This window comes from Granulicella sp. 5B5, from assembly GCF_014083945.1.
Classification (GTDB): domain Bacteria; phylum Acidobacteriota; class Terriglobia; order Terriglobales; family Acidobacteriaceae; genus Granulicella.
Map to the genome: position 1 here is coordinate 420,445 of NZ_CP046444.1, position 17,065 is coordinate 437,509.

At 59.4% G+C, this 17,065-nt stretch carries 15 protein-coding genes; 10 read left to right on the forward strand and 5 right to left on the reverse strand.

All coding sequences use genetic code 11. The features are described 5' to 3' along the window. Positions 1–124 precede the first annotated feature (124 nt). The 9 genes from GOB94_RS01835 (at position 125) to GOB94_RS01875 (ending at position 11,573) form a co-directional block, all read left to right on the forward strand. Complete coding sequence (locus tag GOB94_RS01835) at positions 125–634, forward strand: NAD(P)H-dependent oxidoreductase subunit E (RefSeq protein ID WP_182277244.1); 510 nt, start codon at positions 125–127, stop codon at positions 632–634. Continuing rightward, positions 635–1,969, forward strand: a complete 1,335-nt coding sequence (nuoF, locus tag GOB94_RS01840; protein WP_182277245.1) for an NADH-quinone oxidoreductase subunit NuoF — start codon at positions 635–637, stop codon at positions 1,967–1,969. 4 nt (positions 1,970–1,973) lie between these two features. Next, a complete protein-coding gene (locus GOB94_RS01845; protein ID WP_182277246.1) occupies positions 1,974–4,319 on the forward strand; it encodes a molybdopterin-dependent oxidoreductase in 2,346 nt (781 codons plus the stop codon). A gap of 13 nt (positions 4,320–4,332) precedes the next feature. Then, the gene (gene nuoH, locus GOB94_RS01850) at positions 4,333–5,397 is read left to right on the forward strand and encodes an NADH-quinone oxidoreductase subunit NuoH (RefSeq protein ID WP_182277247.1); all 1,065 of its coding nucleotides are present in this window, start codon (positions 4,333–4,335) and stop codon (positions 5,395–5,397) included. Between the two features lie 72 nt (positions 5,398–5,469). Continuing rightward, positions 5,470–5,976, forward strand: a complete 507-nt coding sequence (locus GOB94_RS01855; protein WP_182277248.1) for an NADH-quinone oxidoreductase subunit J — start codon at positions 5,470–5,472, stop codon at positions 5,974–5,976. Positions 5,977–6,093: 117 nt separating this feature from the next. Continuing rightward, positions 6,094–6,396 carry an NADH-quinone oxidoreductase subunit NuoK gene (gene nuoK / locus GOB94_RS01860; RefSeq protein WP_182277249.1) on the forward strand — a complete coding sequence of 101 codons (303 nt, stop codon included), beginning with the start codon at positions 6,094–6,096 and terminating at the stop codon, positions 6,394–6,396. A 45-nt stretch (positions 6,397–6,441) separates the two neighbouring features. Then, positions 6,442–8,472, forward strand: a complete 2,031-nt coding sequence (gene nuoL / locus GOB94_RS01865) for an NADH-quinone oxidoreductase subunit L (protein WP_182277250.1) — start codon at positions 6,442–6,444, stop codon at positions 8,470–8,472. Between the two features lie 18 nt (positions 8,473–8,490). Next, positions 8,491–10,083, forward strand: coding sequence for an NADH-quinone oxidoreductase subunit M (locus GOB94_RS01870; RefSeq protein WP_182277251.1), 1,593 nt, complete (start codon positions 8,491–8,493; stop codon positions 10,081–10,083). Beyond that, positions 10,083–11,573, forward strand: a complete 1,491-nt coding sequence (locus GOB94_RS01875; RefSeq protein ID WP_182277252.1) for an NADH-quinone oxidoreductase subunit N — start codon at positions 10,083–10,085, stop codon at positions 11,571–11,573. Before GOB94_RS01870 ends, GOB94_RS01875 begins: the two co-directional genes overlap by 1 nt. A 464-nt stretch (positions 11,574–12,037) precedes the next feature. On the opposite strand, the gene GOB94_RS01880 is transcribed toward GOB94_RS01875, so the two are convergent. The 4 genes from GOB94_RS01880 to GOB94_RS01895 form a co-directional block, all read right to left on the reverse strand. After that, positions 12,038–12,343 (reverse strand): ATP synthase F0 subunit C, encoded by a 306-nt coding sequence (locus tag GOB94_RS01880; protein ID WP_182277253.1) that lies wholly within the window; start codon positions 12,341–12,343, stop codon positions 12,038–12,040. A gap of 131 nt (positions 12,344–12,474) precedes the next feature. Beyond that, the gene (gene atpB, locus GOB94_RS01885) at positions 12,475–13,209 is read right to left on the reverse strand and encodes a F0F1 ATP synthase subunit A (protein ID WP_182277254.1); all 735 of its coding nucleotides are present in this window, start codon (positions 13,207–13,209) and stop codon (positions 12,475–12,477) included. Between the two features lie 45 nt (positions 13,210–13,254). Beyond that, positions 13,255–13,704, reverse strand: a complete 450-nt coding sequence (locus GOB94_RS01890; RefSeq protein WP_255484157.1) for an ATP synthase subunit I — start codon at positions 13,702–13,704, stop codon at positions 13,255–13,257. Next, positions 13,701–13,955, reverse strand: a complete 255-nt coding sequence (locus GOB94_RS01895; protein ID WP_182277255.1) for an AtpZ/AtpI family protein — start codon at positions 13,953–13,955, stop codon at positions 13,701–13,703. The genes GOB94_RS01890 and GOB94_RS01895 overlap by 4 nt, the downstream gene beginning before the upstream one ends. A gap of 90 nt (positions 13,956–14,045) precedes the next feature. On the opposite strand from GOB94_RS01895, the gene GOB94_RS01900 reads away from it, so the two are divergent. Further along, entirely contained in the window at positions 14,046–15,785 is a 1,740-nt protein-coding gene (locus GOB94_RS01900) for a lysine--tRNA ligase (protein ID WP_182277256.1), read from the forward strand. Between the two features lie 122 nt (positions 15,786–15,907). On the opposite strand, the gene GOB94_RS01905 is transcribed toward GOB94_RS01900, so the two are convergent. Continuing rightward, a complete protein-coding gene (locus tag GOB94_RS01905; protein ID WP_182277257.1) occupies positions 15,908–16,975 on the reverse strand; it encodes a PLP-dependent aminotransferase family protein in 1,068 nt (355 codons plus the stop codon). Positions 16,976–17,065: the final 90 nt, after the last annotated feature.

Genomic DNA, 17,065 nt, shown 5'->3' on the forward strand with positions numbered 1-17,065 from the left:
CGAACTCCGTCCGTTTTTGTCGGGATTCGTTTTTCGGCCACAGGTTGTGGAGAGCGTGAGACTTCCACGGCGACACGATAGTAGACTAGTAATCGACGCCTTCTTTTCGAGAACTTAGGACTCTATGAGCAGCATTGCGAACTCGATCTTTACGCCTGAGACGGCGGCCCGCTTCGATAAGCTGGCCTCGATTTACCCGGTGAAGCGCTCGGCGCTGGTACCGATGCTGTTGTATGCGCAGGACGAGATTGGCTATGTCTCGAATGCGGCAGTGGCTGAGATTGCCGAGCGGCTGGACCTGCTGGAGCTGGATGTCCGCAACGTGCTGAGCTACTACTCGATGCTGCGGACCGCCCCGGTGGGCAAGTACAACGTGCAGGTGTGCACGAACATCAGCTGCATGCTGCGCGGCGGGTTTGAGCTGCTGGACCACTGTAAGAAGACCCTGCATATCGGACACAAGGAGACTACCGCGGATGGTCTCTTTTCTTTGGAAGAGGTGGAGTGCATTGGGGCGTGCTGCTGGGCGCCGGCCGTGCAGGTGAACTACGACTTCCATGAAGACCTGACCCCCGCGAAGATGGATGCGGTGCTCGAAGACTATCGTGCCGGACGCGGAAAGGACGTGAAGTAGATGCCTACCCTGGTTTCGCATCCGGATGAAGTGAAGGTGGTAAGCCGCAGGTTCGGCATGGGCGCTACCGACATCGACAAGTACGTGGAACTGGACGGCTACAAGGCCGTGCAGATGGCGATCGAGCAGGGGCCGGAGTGGATCATCAATACGATGAAGGCCAGCGGATTGCGCGGACGAGGCGGTGCGGGATTCCCGACCGGCATGAAGTGGTCGTTCGTTCCGAAGGTGAGCGAGAAGCCGAAGTATGTGCTGGTAAACGGTGATGAGAGCGAGCCCGGCACGTGCAAGGACCACGTGATCTTTCTGCACGATCCCCATGCGGTGATTGAAGGCACGATGATCGCGGGGCTGGCGATTGGTGCGAAGCTTGGGTTCATCTATCTGCGCGGTGAGTATCGCTACCTGCTGAAGATCGTGGAGAAGGCCGTTGCCGACGCATATGCGAAGGGCTATCTGGGCAAGAACATCTTTGGCAAAGAGGGCGTGGACTTCGACATCATTACGCAGACCGGCGCGGGCGCGTATGAGGTGGGTGAAGAGAGTGCGCTGATGGAGTCGCTGGAGGGCAAGCGTGGCGTGCCGCGCATCAAGCCGCCGTTCCCTGCCGTGGTGGGGTTGTATGGTGGGCCGACGGTGATCAACAATGCCGAAACGATTGCGAATGCTCCGCACATTTTGCTGATGGGCGGCGAGTCATACGCGAAGCTCGGTACGGAGCGCAACGGTGGGACGCGGCTGTTCGGCATCAGCGGCCATGTGGAGCGGCCGGGCGTGTATGAGCTGCCGATGGGCTACTCGATGCGCAAGGCAATTTACGAAGTGGCCGGTGGCATCAAGGATGGCAAGAAGCTGAAGGCGGTTGTGCCTGGTGGATCGAGCTGCCCTGTGCTGCGCGCCGATGAGATTGATGTAGGGCTGGACTTCGACCAGATGGCGAAGGCTGGAACGATGCTGGGTTCAGGCGGGATCGTGGTGCTCGATGAGTCGGTGAGCATTGTAGAGTTTGCACTGCGGACGATCCGGTTCTACCAGCATGAGAGCTGCGGGTGGTGCATCCCGTGCCGTGAAGGAACGGATTGGATCAAGAAGACGCTGACGCGTTTCCATGCAGGTGGCGGCAATAAGAAGGACATCGACAATATTCAGTATCTGGCTGAGAACATGATGGGGCGCACGTTCTGCCCGCTCGGTGATGCGGCTGCGATGCCGACGCTGGGCTTCATCAAGAAGTTTCGCTCGGAGTTCGAGGAGTATCTCGAAGGCAAGCGCGTGGAGCATCCGTTGATTCAGATTCAGCCGGTTGGCGAGCCTGAGCTCGCAGGAGCGCATTAGGGTTATGGCAGACGTATCGTTCACAGTAGATGGCAAGAAGCTGACCGCACCTGCGGGAACGCTGTTGATTGATGCCTGCAAATCCGCGGGGATTGAGATTCCGGCGTTCTGTTACTACCCGGGGCTGAGCTTGCAGGCCGCGTGCCGCATGTGCGTGGTGCGGATTGAGAAACAGCCGAAGCTCGCGACGGCCTGCACAACGACGGTAGCTGAAGGCATGAACGTAACGACCGAGTCGCCAGAGATTGCGCAGGCGCGCAAGGCGACGCTGCAACTGCTACTCGGGAACCATCCGCTGGACTGCCCGGTGTGCGATGCAGGTGGTGAGTGCGAACTGCAGGACATGACGTTCAAGTATGGTGCGGCGGACAGCTTCTACACTGAGCCGAAGAACCATCGCGAAGAGCAGCAGTGGTCGCCGGTGGTGTACTTCGACCGGCCGCGTTGCATCCTTTGCTATCGCTGTGTACGCATGTGCGGTGAGGGCATGGACATCTTTGCGCTGGGCGTGCAGAACCGCGGCAGCAGCAGCGTGATTGCTCCCAACATCCCGGTGAGCGAGTCTCCCAATGGCATGGCTGCGCTGGACTGCGAGCAGTGCGGGATGTGCATTGATGCGTGCCCGGTGGGGGCGCTGACCAGTGGCACGTATCGGTACAAGACGCGGCCATGGGAGATGAACCATGTGGCGACCGTCTGCACGCACTGCGGCGATGGCTGCAAGACGACTCTGGGCGTGCGGTCCGTGAGCGACGGCAGCGAGATTGTACGCGGGGACAACCGCGACAAGAGCGGCATGAACGGCGACTTCCTGTGCAACAAGGGGCGGTATGCGTTCGACTTTGCGAACAACATCGAGCGGCTGACGTCTCCGCTAGTTCGCAAGGACGGCAAGCTGGTGCCTGTGAGCTGGGAAGAAGCTCTGGGCTTTGCGGGCAAGCGGCTGCGCGAGATCCGCGATGAGAAGGGCGCCAATGCTGTCGGCGTGATTGGATCGAACCGCACAACGAATGAAGAGAGCTATCTGCTGCAGAAGTTTGCGCGGACAGTGATTGGGACGAACAACATCGACCACCATCGCACGGCTGACTATGTGACGCTCGCGACCGCGCTGCAGGGCACGACGACCGTAGCAGGTAAGCCACGCTTTGCCTCTCAGCGCTGCGTAGAGAAGTCGCCTGCGATCCTGCTGGTGGGTGGCGATCCAACGAATGAAGCTCCGTTGACGGCGTGGAATATCCGCACGAATGTTCGCTTGAACAAGGCGCGCGTGTACGTTGCCAACCATCGTGATATCAAGCTGAAGCGTCAGGCGAAGGCGTTTACACCGGTTGCTGAGTTCGGGTATGCGGCGTTCATTGACTCGCTGGGCGAGGAGAACGAGTTCACCAAGGCGGTGAAGTCCGAAGAGAAGCTGTTGGTCGTTGTCGGCAACGAACTGCGCGGAGGCGAATTGGCCAAGCTGATCGCTGCCCTGCCCCATGCAAAGTTCGCGCTGCTCGCGGACTATGCGAACTCGCGCGGTGCGGCGGACATGGGCGTACTACCGGATGCCCTTCCGGGATATCAGCCGCTGACTGGCTCTGCCATCGCCAGTGAGTATACGAGCCCGAGTGAGCCTGGGTTGGATCTGCTGGGCATGTTCGATGCCGCTGCGAATGGCAAGCTGGCCGCGTTGTATGTCGTCGGTTCCAACCCTGTGAAGCGTTACGGGATCGACGCAACCGCGCTGAAGGACACATTCGTGATTGTGCAAGACATGTTCCTGACCGAGACGGCTATGCTTGCGGATGTGGTTTTACCGGCGGCTAACCTCTATGAGAAGTCCGGTTCGGTGACAAACAGCTATGGCGATGTGCAGCTTGTGAGCAAAGCTGCCGACAAAGCCGGCGTCCGTTCTGACTTCGAGATGATTGTGCGGCTAGCTGACAAGTTTGGGCATGAGATCAAGACGCTGGTGCCGTTCGGCAAAGGCCTGCGCGCGGACATGGGCCAAACACGCGGCGCACAGAGCGGAGAGGCCGACCGTCACAGTGTCTGGCTAACAGCCAACAATATGGAGCCAAAGCTCTCGCCGTTCGATCCGTTCGCAATTCTCGATGAGATTCAGAGGCTGGTTCCGGGCTATGACAAACTGCTGCGGCTGCAGCTACTGAGCGGTAACGATCAGCACATTGCGCCCGCAGGTTCCGGGCTGGTACAGATCAGCGGCAGCCGTAAGGACCTTGTGCTGCCTGCTGCCGATTCTCTTTTCACTTCCGGCTCACTAACGCGTTACTCCCCAATGCTGCAAGATGTGCAGCGCCACCAGGCGGATGAAGCCGCCACACCCCTGGCCTCTGCCGACTGAGATTGACGACACGATGAAGCTCTCAACTTTTCAAATCTTCCTGTTGCTCACGGTCGTCAAGATCGCGGTGGTGTTGGTGATCACGCTGACAGCAGTAGCCTATACCGTGCTGCTCGAGCGCAAGGTGCTTGGCCGTATGCAGAACCGCTGGGGACCCTCGCGCGTTGGCCCGTTTGGACTTCTGCAACCGCTTGCCGACGGCATCAAGCTCTTCCTCAAGGAAGACCTTATGCCTCTCGCCGTCGAGCGCCCGCTGTTTGTAGCGGCACCCATCATTGCGTTGACGTGTGCACTGATCTCGATCTCGATGGTGCCGTTCGGCGATAACATTGCACTTCCGGGAACCAACGTCGATCTCTTTCAGATCGCGAACATCAATGTTGGCCTGCTCATCATCCTCGGCATTACCAGCATCGGCGTTTACGGCATCGCTCTCTCCGGCTGGAGTTCAAATAACAAGTACTCTCTGTTTGGATCGCTGCGTTCGACCGCGCAAGTGATCAGCTATGAGCTTGCGCTAGGGCTTTCGCTCGTCGGCGTGGTACTGCGTGCGGGCTCGTTATCGCTTCGGGACATCGTCAATTCGCAAAGCAAGCATGGGCTACTCTCCTGGAATATCTTTGGGGGGCTTCAGATCGTCGGCTTCTTCGTGTATCTGATGGCTGCTTATGCAGAGACAAACCGTTCGCCGTTCGATCTCCCTGAGGCGGAGAGCGAGCTTGTCGCCGGTTATCACACCGAATATTCGTCGATGAAGTTCGCCATGTTCTTCATGGCTGAGTACGCGAACATGATCACGGTGGCCTGTGTAGCGACACTGCTTTTCTTTGGAGGAGCCGGTTCACCTTTTGGGCACACCTTCGATCATCTTTTTGCCAGCGGTATCCTGCACGCAATCCTGCCTGTTTTCTGGTTTGTGGCTAAGGTATTCGCGTTTCTGCTGCTCTACATCTGGGTGCGCGCAACATTACCGCGTTTTCGCTACGACCAGCTCATGGGTTTCGGATGGAAGTTTTTGTTACCAGTAGCAATGGCAAATATCCTCGCCACCGCACTGGTGCTGGCCTACCGCAGTTGAACGGAAGAAACGCATTTACAATCGAGTTACAACGACACGAAAGAAGCGGAAAGACGAGAGATTGAAGCAACGATGCAAATTGTCCTCTTCACCATCTTCGGATTATTGGCAGTAGCGGCCGCATTGAATATGCTGCTACAGCGCCATCCGATCAACTCGGCGCTTTCGCTGGTCGTCGTTATGATGTCGCTGGCTGTTCTGTACTGGTCGCTCGGCGCAGAGTTCCTAGCCGCCGCGCAGGTGATCGTGTACGCGGGCGCCATCATGGTCCTGTTCATCTTTGTGGTGATGCTGCTGAACGCAGGCGAAGAGACCCGAACGCACGGCTCTAAGATCGCTTCGATTGCGGGCTTTCCGGGGGGAGCAGCAATCTTCTGCCTGCTGAGCTTTGTGTTTCTGAAGTATCGAAGCGTGCTGGGCACGGCGCAGCTGGGTGGCTTGCAGGCCGGCGCGGAGAGCAACCTGCTCAGGATCGCACACTCGTTGTTTACGACCCTGCTTCTGCCGTTTGAGGTCACCTCCATCCTTATCCTCGTTGCAATCCTCGGCGCTGTTGTGCTGGCGCGGAAGGAGCTCTAACGTTATGCATTTTCTCCATGACGGCCAGTCACATACCACGCTTGCTTTCGCGCTCGGCGCCGGTACAGCCATTGTGATGATCGGCCTTGTTCGCTGGAACAACCGGAGGCAGAGCTAATGGTGCCCACAGCGTATTACCTGGTGCTGGGTGCCGTTCTGTTCTGCATCGGCATCGCCTCCTTCCTGATTCGGCGTAGCGTCATCACGATCTTCATGTCGATCGAGTTGATGCTCAACGCCGTGAACCTGACGTTCGTAGCCTTCGCGCATATGTGGGGGCAGGTATCGGGACAGATCTTTGTCTTCTTCGTCATGGTGGTTGCCGCGGCTGAGGCCGCTGTAGGTTTGGCCATCATCATCGCGCTCTTCCGTGTGCGGCAGACGCTCAACGTCGACCAGGTGAACCTGCTCAAGAACTAATGAACGATTTCCACGCGGCACTCGCGAGATAGAACTTCAAGACACATGAACACAAACCTGCTGTGGCTCATTCCGACTCTTCCCTTCGCCGGCTTCCTGATCAATGGAACGCTGGGCCGCAAGCTGCCGCGCGGTATCGTTGCCGCTGTGGCTCTCCTGTTTACGGCCGTGCCCGCGTTAATCGTTGCAGATCTTTGGATCTACATGAAGTCGGCCGGCGCGCCGCTGGCGTTGAGCGTGAGAAGCTGCCCGTGGATTGCTGTATCAGGATTTCATGTTGACTTCGCGTTTGCCGTCGACCACCTGACGTTGATCATGCTTGGAGTGGTTACGGGCGTTGGTTTTCTGATCCATGTGTACTCCGCGGGATATATGGCGCATGAAGAGGGATACTGGCGCTTCTTCGCGTATCTGAACCTCTTCATGTTCTTCATGCTTGTGCTTGTGCTCTCTGCTAGCTTCCTGTTGTTGTTTGTGGGCTGGGAAGGTGTGGGTCTCGCGAGTTATCTGCTGATCGGGTTCTATTTCACGAAGGACTCCGCCGCGAACGCCGGCAAGAAGGCATTCATCGTCAACCGTATTGGCGACTTCGGGTTTCTGCTCGCGATGTTTCTGATCGTCGCGCACTTTGGGTCACTCGACTTCCATACTGTCTTCGCCAACGCGTCTACAATCCCAGCACCGATTACAGCGATCTGCCTGTTGCTGGTGCTGGGTGCCACCGGCAAGTCCGCGCAGATTCCGCTGTATGTGTGGTTGCCCGACGCCATGGAGGGCCCGACTCCTGTGTCGGCCCTGATCCATGCGGCGACGATGGTGACCGCCGGCATTTACATGGTGGCCCGGTGCCACGTGCTGTTCGATATGTCGCCCACAGCATTGGCGGTTGTTGCATGTATCGGCGCCGCGACGGCATTCTTTGCGGCGACGATCGGGATGGTGCAGCATGACATCAAGCGCGTGCTCGCCTACTCGACGGTTTCGCAACTCGGCTACATGTTCATGGCCTGTGGCGTTGGCGCTTACTCCGCAGGCATCTTCCACCTGATGACACATGCTTTCTTCAAGGCGCTGCTCTTCCTTGCGGCCGGGTCCGTGATCCATGCCCTTTCAGGCGAGCAGGACATGCGAAAGATGGGTGGTCTGCGCAAACGGATTCCAATTACCTTCTGGACGATGACTGCGGGGGTCTTCGCCATCGCCGGTCTGCCACCACTATCGGGCTTCTTTTCCAAGGATGAGATTCTCTTACAGACTTTCTCGCATGGTGGCAGCCTCTACATCTTCCTTTGGCTGGTCGGCCTGATTACTGCGGGGCTCACCTCGTTTTATATGTTTCGGCTTTGGTTCAAGACCTTCTTCGGGCCGGAGCACTTTGACGAACATACACATAGTCTTTCTGCGCATGGTGCGACGGTCCACTCCAGCAAGTCCTCCACGCTTACGCTGGAGGCAGAGCCCGATAACGGCCATGCGTCTCACTCGCAGGGTGTGCATGAGTCTCCGCTCGTGATGACTGTGCCGCTGATGGTTCTTGCGCTGCTGGCAACCATTGGAGGCATTGTTGGTGTACCCTCCGCGTTCGGTGGGCACAATGAATTCGAGCATTTCCTAGAACCCGTTTTCGCCTCCGGCAACCTTCCCGTGCACGAAGCGGGCTCGTCCATGCTTGCCATCAGCCTGGCTATCGTCTCCGTTCTGGTGGCTTTGCTCGGTCTCTATGTCGCGTGGCTGTTGTACTACCGCAAACCCGGACTCAGCCGGAAGCTTGCAACGTCAAGCGGTGCGGCCAAAGGGCTTTACGCCCTTCTCGATCACAAATACTGGGTCGACGAGATCTATGGCCGAGGTATTGTCGCGCCACTGCTTGCCTCGTCGCGAGTACTTCTGAATGGTCTTATCGATACTGGAGTTGTCCAGGGTTCAGTCAGTCTGATCGCAGGCACGACGGGGGCGGTGAGTTCCCTCACCCGCCGCATGCAATCTGGCAACATTCGTTCTTACGCTGGCTGGCTCGCGCTGGGCGCGGCCGCTGTTATCGCTGTAGCCCTTTTTGGCCATTACCCTTTGCACTAGAGAGATCGCGTACATCCGATGAACTTCGACCACTCCATCCTGACGCTCATCCTGCTGACGCCGCTCGTGGGCGCAGCGGTGCTCGCCCTGCTGCCGGAGCGCGAGGGGCAAAATTTGCATGCAATCGGCGCACTCGCGATTACCTTGCTTACGTTTCTGCTGACCCTGCATCTGCCGTGGCACTACAACTACTCAACCCCTGCCGGAAGCTTTCAGTTCGAGCAAAACTACAGATGGATCACCTCACCAGCCATTCGGTATCACCTTGGTGTAGACGGCCTTTCGATGTGGCTGATCGTGCTGGCTGGGTTTCTGGCGCCTGTAGGCGTGCTGGCCTCCTGGAAGACTATCCAGAGCCGCACAAAGCTGTTTTACGTGCTCTTCCTGTTGCAGCAGGTCGCGATGCTTGGCATCTTTGTGGCGCTTGACCTGTTTCTCTACTACGGCTTCTGGGAGATGTCGCTGGTCCCAATGACGCTGCTGATTGCGACGTTCGGCCGAACTGAGAACCGCCGTCGCGCCGCCATCAAGTTCTTCATGTACATGTTCATCCCATCGGCTGTGCTGCTGGTCGCGATGGTCTGGCTCTATGCGAAGACGGGGACATTCGACCTACCGGTGCTCCATGCGATGGCACTGAACCACAGCATTGTGGCCAGCCCGAAGGCTTTGTTGTTCTGCTCGCTTGCGTTCCTGGTCGCGTTCGCCGTGAAGGTGCCGGTGTTCCCGCTGCATGGTTGGCTGCAGGAGGCGGTCTCTGAGGCTCCAACGGCTGCGGTGATGTTGCTCGCCGGCAAGCTTGGACTCTACTCGATCCTGCGGTTCAGCTTCGGCATCTTTCCCGAGCAGTCGCACGCGGTTGCTCCCTGGTTGATTGCCCTGGGTGCAATCGGCATTGTGTATGGATCGCTGATCGCCCTGATTAAGAGCGACCTCAAGAAACTTGCCTCGTTCTCGACGTTGGCTCACGTGTCCTTCGTTGTGCTGGGTATCTTTACGTTCACGGTCGCTGGTGTAGACGGCGGTGTGTTTCAGATTCTGAATGAGAGCTTAGTCGGCGCGGCGTTGTTTGTTCTGCTAGGCCTGCTGTATGAGCGTTACGGCAGCTATGAGATTCGCGACTACGGCGGGCTTGCATCGCGGCATCCGTGGATGGTGACGATGTTCGTCATCACGACACTCGCCGCTGTTGGGCTGCCGATGCTGAACGGATTCGTAGGCGAGTTTTTGATCCTCTCCGGCACGATGCAATCTGTGATCAGCCACCATGTTCTCTGGACCGTGGTGGGAACGACCGGGGTGATCTTCAGCGCCAGCTATATGCTCTGGATGATCCAGCGCGTTTTCTACGGCAGCATCGGTCACCGGCCCAGCGAGGTTCATGGATGGGACCTGACGGCGCGTGAGCATGTTGAGCTTTGGCCGTTCGCAGTGCTGTTCCTTGTTATGGGCGTTGCATCTCCTCTTTGGATGAAGGCCATCGACGGTTTTGGAGCACCCACGGCGGGCCAGACGCAGGAGCAGACCTTGAACCTCAATACATTGATGGATGCCGTTCATAACGGCAAGGCAACCATCACAAGTGTCATAGTCACGAAGGAGGTCCGCTAATGTCTACCAACCTCCTTACGCTGCTTCCTGAACTCATCATGACCGTGACGGGTGTGCTCGTCATGCTGATTGAGCCGCTGATACCTGTTGGACAGTCGCGCAAGCCGTTGGGGTGGCTCGCTGCTTTGGGTACGCTGGCGGCTGGGCTGGCTGCGTTTTATCAGCTGCAGGTTGTCAATGCGCATGGCGTACAGACGGGCTTCTATGGGTCGATCCAGGTGGATGCGTTCTCCGTGTTCTTCCACCTTCTGATCGCAAGCATCGTGCTGGCAACGCTGCTTGGATCGCTGGACTACTTCGAATCGCCAATCACACATGCCGGAGAGTACTTTGCGCTAGTGCTCTTCGGGGCGACTGGCATGATGTTCATGACCAGCTCCGTTGAGCTGCTGATGGTGTTCATTGGGCTCGAGATTTCGTCGATCTCCACGTACATCCTGGCGGGCTTCCGCAAGGGCCGCGCGACGGCCTCCGAGTCCTCCATCAAGTACTTTCTTACTGGCAGCTTTGCGACGGCGTTCTTTTTGTACGGGATCGCCCTTTGCTATGGGGCGACAGGCTCTACCGGTATCGCGGCTATCGCGGCGGGGCTCCCTACTGCTACGGCGAAGATGCCGCTCATGACCTTTCTGGCGGTCGCCATGGTGCTGATCGGGCTTGGCTTCAAGGTGTCGGCGGCGCCGTTTCATGTCTGGACGCCGGATGTGTACCAGGGGGCTCCGGCTCCCGTAGTTGGCTTGATGTCCACGGCACCGAAGGCTGCGGCGTTTGCGGTGTTGCTACGGTTCCTGTTCAACGGTGCGCCTGTGCTTCGCGACCACTGGATACTGCTGATTGAGATCCTTGCCGTGCTTTCCATGTGCATCGGCAACCTGGGTGCGCTTCGCCAGCACGATGTGAAGCGGCTACTCGCTTACTCCTCCATTGCTCATGCCGGCTACCTGTTGGTGGCCTTTACCGGTACGCATGAGAACGCGGTATCCGGAGCCATGTTCTATATCGCAGCCTATGCCGCGATGAACGTCGGCGCGTTCCTGGTGCTGACGCAGCTCTCGGGGTTCTCCGAGCGGGTGCGCTCTCTGGAGGACTTTACGGGGATCGCGCTGAAGCGTCCCGGGCTCTCCGCCCTGTTGGGCTTCTTCCTCCTTTCGCTGATCGGGATTCCCTTCACTGGCGGGTTCTTTGGCAAGTTCTATGTTTTTGCCGGAGCCGTACATAACGGGCATGTCTGGCTGGCGATCATTGGCCTGCTGAACTCGGGCGTGGCCTGCTTCTACTACCTGCGGCTGCTGGCTGCGATGTACTCGCGGCCGCTGACCGACAGCGTGAGCTATGTGCCGGTGCGGAAGGTTACCGTCCCTGCGGCTGTGGCCCTGGCGGCGACTGCGCTGGCGACGCTTGGGCTGGGAATCTTGCCCAACAAGCTGGTGCATCTGGTGGAGCGGGCGGCGCCAGTGACGGCCGCCGTCACGATCCAGAGCGGGCAGTAACGGGCTTACTTTCTTCGCTCCACCCCTCCCCCGTTTTGGGGCTATGATCCGCAGCGGATTGGGGTTAGCCTTGTATGCACCTTCGTGTAGTTACGAAGGTCGCGGGCTTCTTCTCTTCTCAAAACAGCGTTGTAAGAAGGTTCTGAACCCTGCTCATACCCACGGGGTAGCCCGGCGATGGCCGCGCTGACTTGGGGTGCTTCTATTGTATGGTGTCTGTCAAGAGCAGGCGGCATTGATGGGGTGACATACGGGATGGATATGCTCGCGCCTTTGGCTCTCGCTACGACAAATACAGGGGTTTCTCCGCTCCGCATCGCGATAAAGCCGCGATGCTCCGGTCGAAATGACGATCTCTTGAGCAGAAGGGCGTTTAGTGCCGTTTCTGGCTGGCCGACTACCGATGCCAGCAAAAAGGCCCCCGCCGAAGCGGAGGCCTTTTATGCTGGCTTTGAACCGGAGTCCTAGGCGTGCACCTTGAGGAAGATGATGACGAAGGTGAACAGGGCGAGGGACTCGATGAAGGCGAGGCCGAGGATGAGGAAGATGAAGATGCCAGGGCGTGCACCCGGGTTGCGGGCGAGGGCCTCAGTGGCAGAGGCGGTTGCCTTGCCCTGACCGATGCCGCACAGGCCGGCCGCGAGGGCCATGCCCAGACCGGCAGCGAGCGGAACCCACTGAGCAGCCGAACCGGCCGCTTCCTGACCAAAAGCCGGCACCGAGATGAGCAGTGCGGCCAACGCCATAAAGAGATACTGCAGCTTACGCATAGTGTTACTCCATGCCCCCGTAGATCTCGCCTTCAGTGGGTGGTTGAGGCTCACCGTGCTGGCCCCCTCACGCTGAGAGGCGGTAGTACGCACCTTGAAGAGGGGGCGCCCCTTCAAGGGAATGTCAAAGTCTAATGGTCGTGCGCCACGGCCAGCGACAGGTAGATCGCCGCGAGCAGGAAGAACACGTAAGCCTGAACGATGGCCACGCCAAGGTGCAGACCGAGGAAGAGCAGCGGGATGCCGACCGGCACCAGCGAGAAGAACGCCAGGGTAAGAAGGTCGCCCGCAAACATGTTGGCGTAGAGCCGCACGGTGAGCGAGAGAACACGCGCGCAGTGCGAGATGATCTCGATGGGCAGCATCAGCGGATAGAGCCACCAGACGGGGCCAAGGAACTGCTTGATGTACGCGAAGCCGTTGGCGCGGATGCCGTGGTAGTGGTAGTACACGAAGGTGACGACCGCGCAGCCGAGCGGCACCGTGACATAGGCCGTCGGCGACTCCAGCCAGGGCGAGGCGAGGCCAAGGAGATTGCAGACCAGGATGAAGAGGCCGAGCACCGTGAGGTAGCCGGTGAACTTCTCCGAACCGTGGCCGATGATCTGCTCACCTTGGTCGGTGACGAACTCGTGTGTCATCTCGGCGAGGTGCTGCACCGGGCCGGGCTCTTCGACGGAGAGCGTGAGGCGCACCCAGACGAAGTAGATGACGAGCATCAGGAAGACGAGAAACTCCATCGAAACAGCGTTCGTGATGGGAGCTGCCGGGTGGGTCGCCGGGGCGTGCACCGCTACCAGCAGCTTGTCGACTGCGGGCGCGAAGAGGTGGTTCAAAATCCTGGTAAAGAAGAGCTGCTTGGGCATATAGAAAGATCAGTCAAAAGGCTTTCTGGCTGTCGGGAAGACCCGCTACACCGTCCATGCCTTCACCAGCCGGAGAGCCTCGACGGTAAGGGCAAAGATGCCCAGCGCGAGGCCTGCTGCGAGCGCATATACAGAGCCATCCAGTGTCTTAAGACTAACATAGAGGGCCAGAATCGTTAGGCCCAGCCTGAGGAAGAAACCGATAAGCACGCGGCCCATGGGGCGGGCCTGGCCCTCGGCGACGTCCATGCGTTCGATCACCGCACTCATCAGGCGGAGCCACTCCCAGAGGCCGGAGGCGGAGATGGCTGAACCAACGAGCAACAGAGCCGCGGAGCGCCAGCCGAGCTTCCACCAGACGACCGGCAGGGCGATGGCGGTGATAATGCCGGTGAGCCGCAGGGCGCGGAGGATGGCGCGCTTGAAGTCGTCATCGGTGAAGCCGGCGAGCATGCCCTGCCCTGAGCTTGGGTCAGGACCTTGATCGGGGCTCATTGGCCGCTCCGTTTCAGGTACTTGCTGGAGACGCGGAAGATCTGGATGAAGCCGCCGAGCGCGCCGAGCAGGATGCCGGTGATGCCCATCCAACTGGTGCCGAAGTGCTTGTCGAGCCCGGCGCCGGCGAGCCAGCCGATGACGCAGCCGGCGGGGAGCGCGAGGGCGAGCTGGACCATGGACTCGGCGGTGACGAGGTCCTTGAGCGAGCCTTTTGAGTTGGGGCCGGGCGTGTTGTTGTCGTCAGCCATCGTTGTACAAGCTATCACCGCAGGCGGCTTTGGCACCAATCGAGAAAGCTATACTGAGATGTCAAGATTCCTACACAAGCGAGATGTACTTTGTCCCAGTTCCAGAGCCAGTTTGAAGAGAAGCTGTACCGCGAGCGGCAGGAGAAGCTGAACCGCATCGCCGAGATTGTGCGCGAGCAAAACCCTGCCATCTCCGAGATTGCCGCGAAGTATCCGAACAGCTTTCCGGTGAAGCATACGATTGCGGAGGTGCTGCCGTCGGGGCTGGATGAGCAGGGCGAGCTGAAGTCGGCTGAGACGCTGGAGGCGGCGGCGATCCATACGGCGATTGCGGGGCGCGTGATGGCGCACCGGCTGCAGGGCAAGGCCGGGTTTGCGACTCTGCAGCAGGGCGGCGCGCGGTTGCAGATCTACGTTCGCAAAGACGATGTGGGCGAGCCTACATTCGAGCTGTACAAGTTGCTGGACCTGGGCGACCACGTGGGTGTGACGGGCGTGCTGATGCGGACTCGGACGGGTGAGCTGACGCTGAAAGTACAGACGCTGACCGTGCTGACGAAGGCGATGCTCGCGCTGCCGGACAAGTTTTCCGGGCTGGAGGATACGGAGACGCGGTATCGGCAGCGCTCGCTGGATTTGATTGTGAACACAGATGTTCGCGAGACGTTTGTGAAGCGCGCGGCGGTGCTGCGCGCGCTGCGAACGTTCTTTGACTCGCGTGGGTATCTGGAGGTCGAGACGCCGATGCTGCATGTGGTGGCCGGTGGCGCGGCGGCGCGGCCGTTCAAGACGCACCACAATGCGCTGGATATTCCGCTGTCGCTGCGGATTGCGCCAGAGCTTTATCTGAAGCGGCTGGTGGTTGGCGGGCTGGATCGTGTGTATGAGATCAATCGCAACTTCCGCAATGAGGGTGTGAGCACGCAGCATAATCCTGAGTTCACGATGCTGGAGTTCTATCAGGCTTATGCGAACTATCACGACCTGATGGATCTGACGGAAGAGCTGGTGAAGTTCGTTGCGATGGAAGTGAATGGGACGACGAAAGCGACGTTCAATGATGTCGAGATTGATCTTGGGAATTGGACGAAGCTCTCAATGAGAGAGGCTATAAATAAGTTCATGCATCCAGAAGCATCTTTGCAGCCTTTTACGGATCAGGAATTCAGCGATCGTGAATTGCTCGCGGAGAAGTTACATGTTGGAAGTAGAAACCTCGGAAAATATTTAGATGGACCGCCCAAAGATGCAGATTGGACTGTTGAGGCAAAGCCGCTAAGCCCTGAACAAATTGAGCGCGAAATTCTGGCCAACAGTGTGTTCTTCTTCGATGTGATTGCGAAGAAACTCGCTGCCGGTGAAAGCTTGGGTAAGCAAATTGCTGAACTTTTCGAATACCTCGCCGAACCCCACCTCGTCCAGCCGACGATCATCTATGACTTCCCTCTTGCGGTTTCGCCGCTGTCGAAGGTGAAGGCGGATGAGCCGGAGTGGGTGGAGCGGTTTGAGTTCTACATCGGCGGGTTCGAGGTGGGGAATGCGTTCAGTGAGTTGAACGATCCGGAGGACCAGCGGAACCGGTTCCTCGAACAGCTGAAGGAGCGCGAGCGCGGCGACGAAGAGGCCATGGCCGCCATGGACGACGACTACGTGCGGGCGCTGGGGTATGGGCTGCCTCCGACGGGTGGCGAGGGGATCGGGATTGACCGGCTGACGATGATCCTGACCGGGTCGCGGTCGATTCGCGATGTGATTCTGTTTCCGCTGATGCGTCCGAAGGCGGAGGCGGAGGCGGTTGAGGCCGAGGCTGCAGCGCCGGTTGAGGAGTAGAGGGTGCGCGCTTCGCGCGCGAGAAGCAGGTTCCTCGCTGCGCTCGGAATGACAGAAAGAAAAGCAAGGGCAACAGCAAATACAGACGCAGATTCCCTTCGGGAATGACAAAGCAGGAAAAGTTATCGTGCCGAGTGCAGGACGTCGGCGACGATGTGGACGCCTTCGAGGGTGCGGGCTGGGTCAAGTTCGCCGCCGAGGGCGATGCGCAGCCCGTGGGGTATAGGCGTGCCGGGGACGGTAAAGCCCTGGGCGCCGCTGACGAGGGCGCCGCGCTCTTCGCAGAGGCGCTGTGCGGTGGAGGCGTCAAGGTGGTTGGGTAGCTTGACCCAGAGGTGCCATGCCGAGCGTGCGCCAGGGGTGGCGGCGTCGCCGAGGACGGCGCGGGCGGCGGCGTTGCGCTGCGCGCCTTCGTTGAGTTTTTGCTGGATGAGGGCGTCGAGCGAGCCGTCGGCGATGAGCGAGAGCGCCGCGGCGTTGTGCGGGAGTGAGGTGCCGGTGGCGGTGTTGGAGATCGCCATCTCGATGGCGGAGGTGAACTGTGGCGGCGCGACGAGGAAGCCGGTGCGCGTTGCCGGTGCGTAGCTCTTGGCGAGACCCCGGACGTAGAAGGCGCGCTCCGGGGCGAGGACGGCGTAGCTGGCGGGGGCGTCGGGCGCCATGTAGCCGTAGGCGTCGTCTTCGATGATGAGCAGGTCGAAGTCGCGTGCGACGGCGACGATAGCCTCACGGCGCACGAGCGAGGCGACGCAGCCGAGTGGGTTGTGGACGGTCGGCATGGTGTAGACGGCTGCTGGGCGTTGGGTGCTCTGGCAAGCGGCGCGGAGGGAGCCGGGGGTCATGCCTTCGGCGTCGTAGTCGAGCGCGATGAGCGGCGAGGCGAGCATCAGCGCCTGTTGCAGGATGCCGGTGTAGGTGACGGCTTCGACTGCGATAGGCTTGCCGGCGGTGCCTGAGGCGAGCTGCGAGACGAGCGTGCCGTGGTGGCCTCCGCAGGTGATGAAGGTGTTGGCGGGGTCGGAGCGGAGCCACTTGGCCGCGATGGATTTGTGGTCGAGGTGCTGGCGGAAGGTGGGGCGGAGCTGGTCGGCGTCCGATGGCGAGAGTGCGGCGACGGCAGTGGCAAGCCGCTGCTGCCACTGGCTGCCCTGTGTGGGGAGCAGCGGGAAGTTGTACTGCATCTCGATCATGGGTTAAGTGTACGAGAGAGCAGTGGCGGGGCGAGAAGCAGATTCCTCCGCTGCGCTGCGGAATGACAAATAGAGATAGGTGGGGTGGAT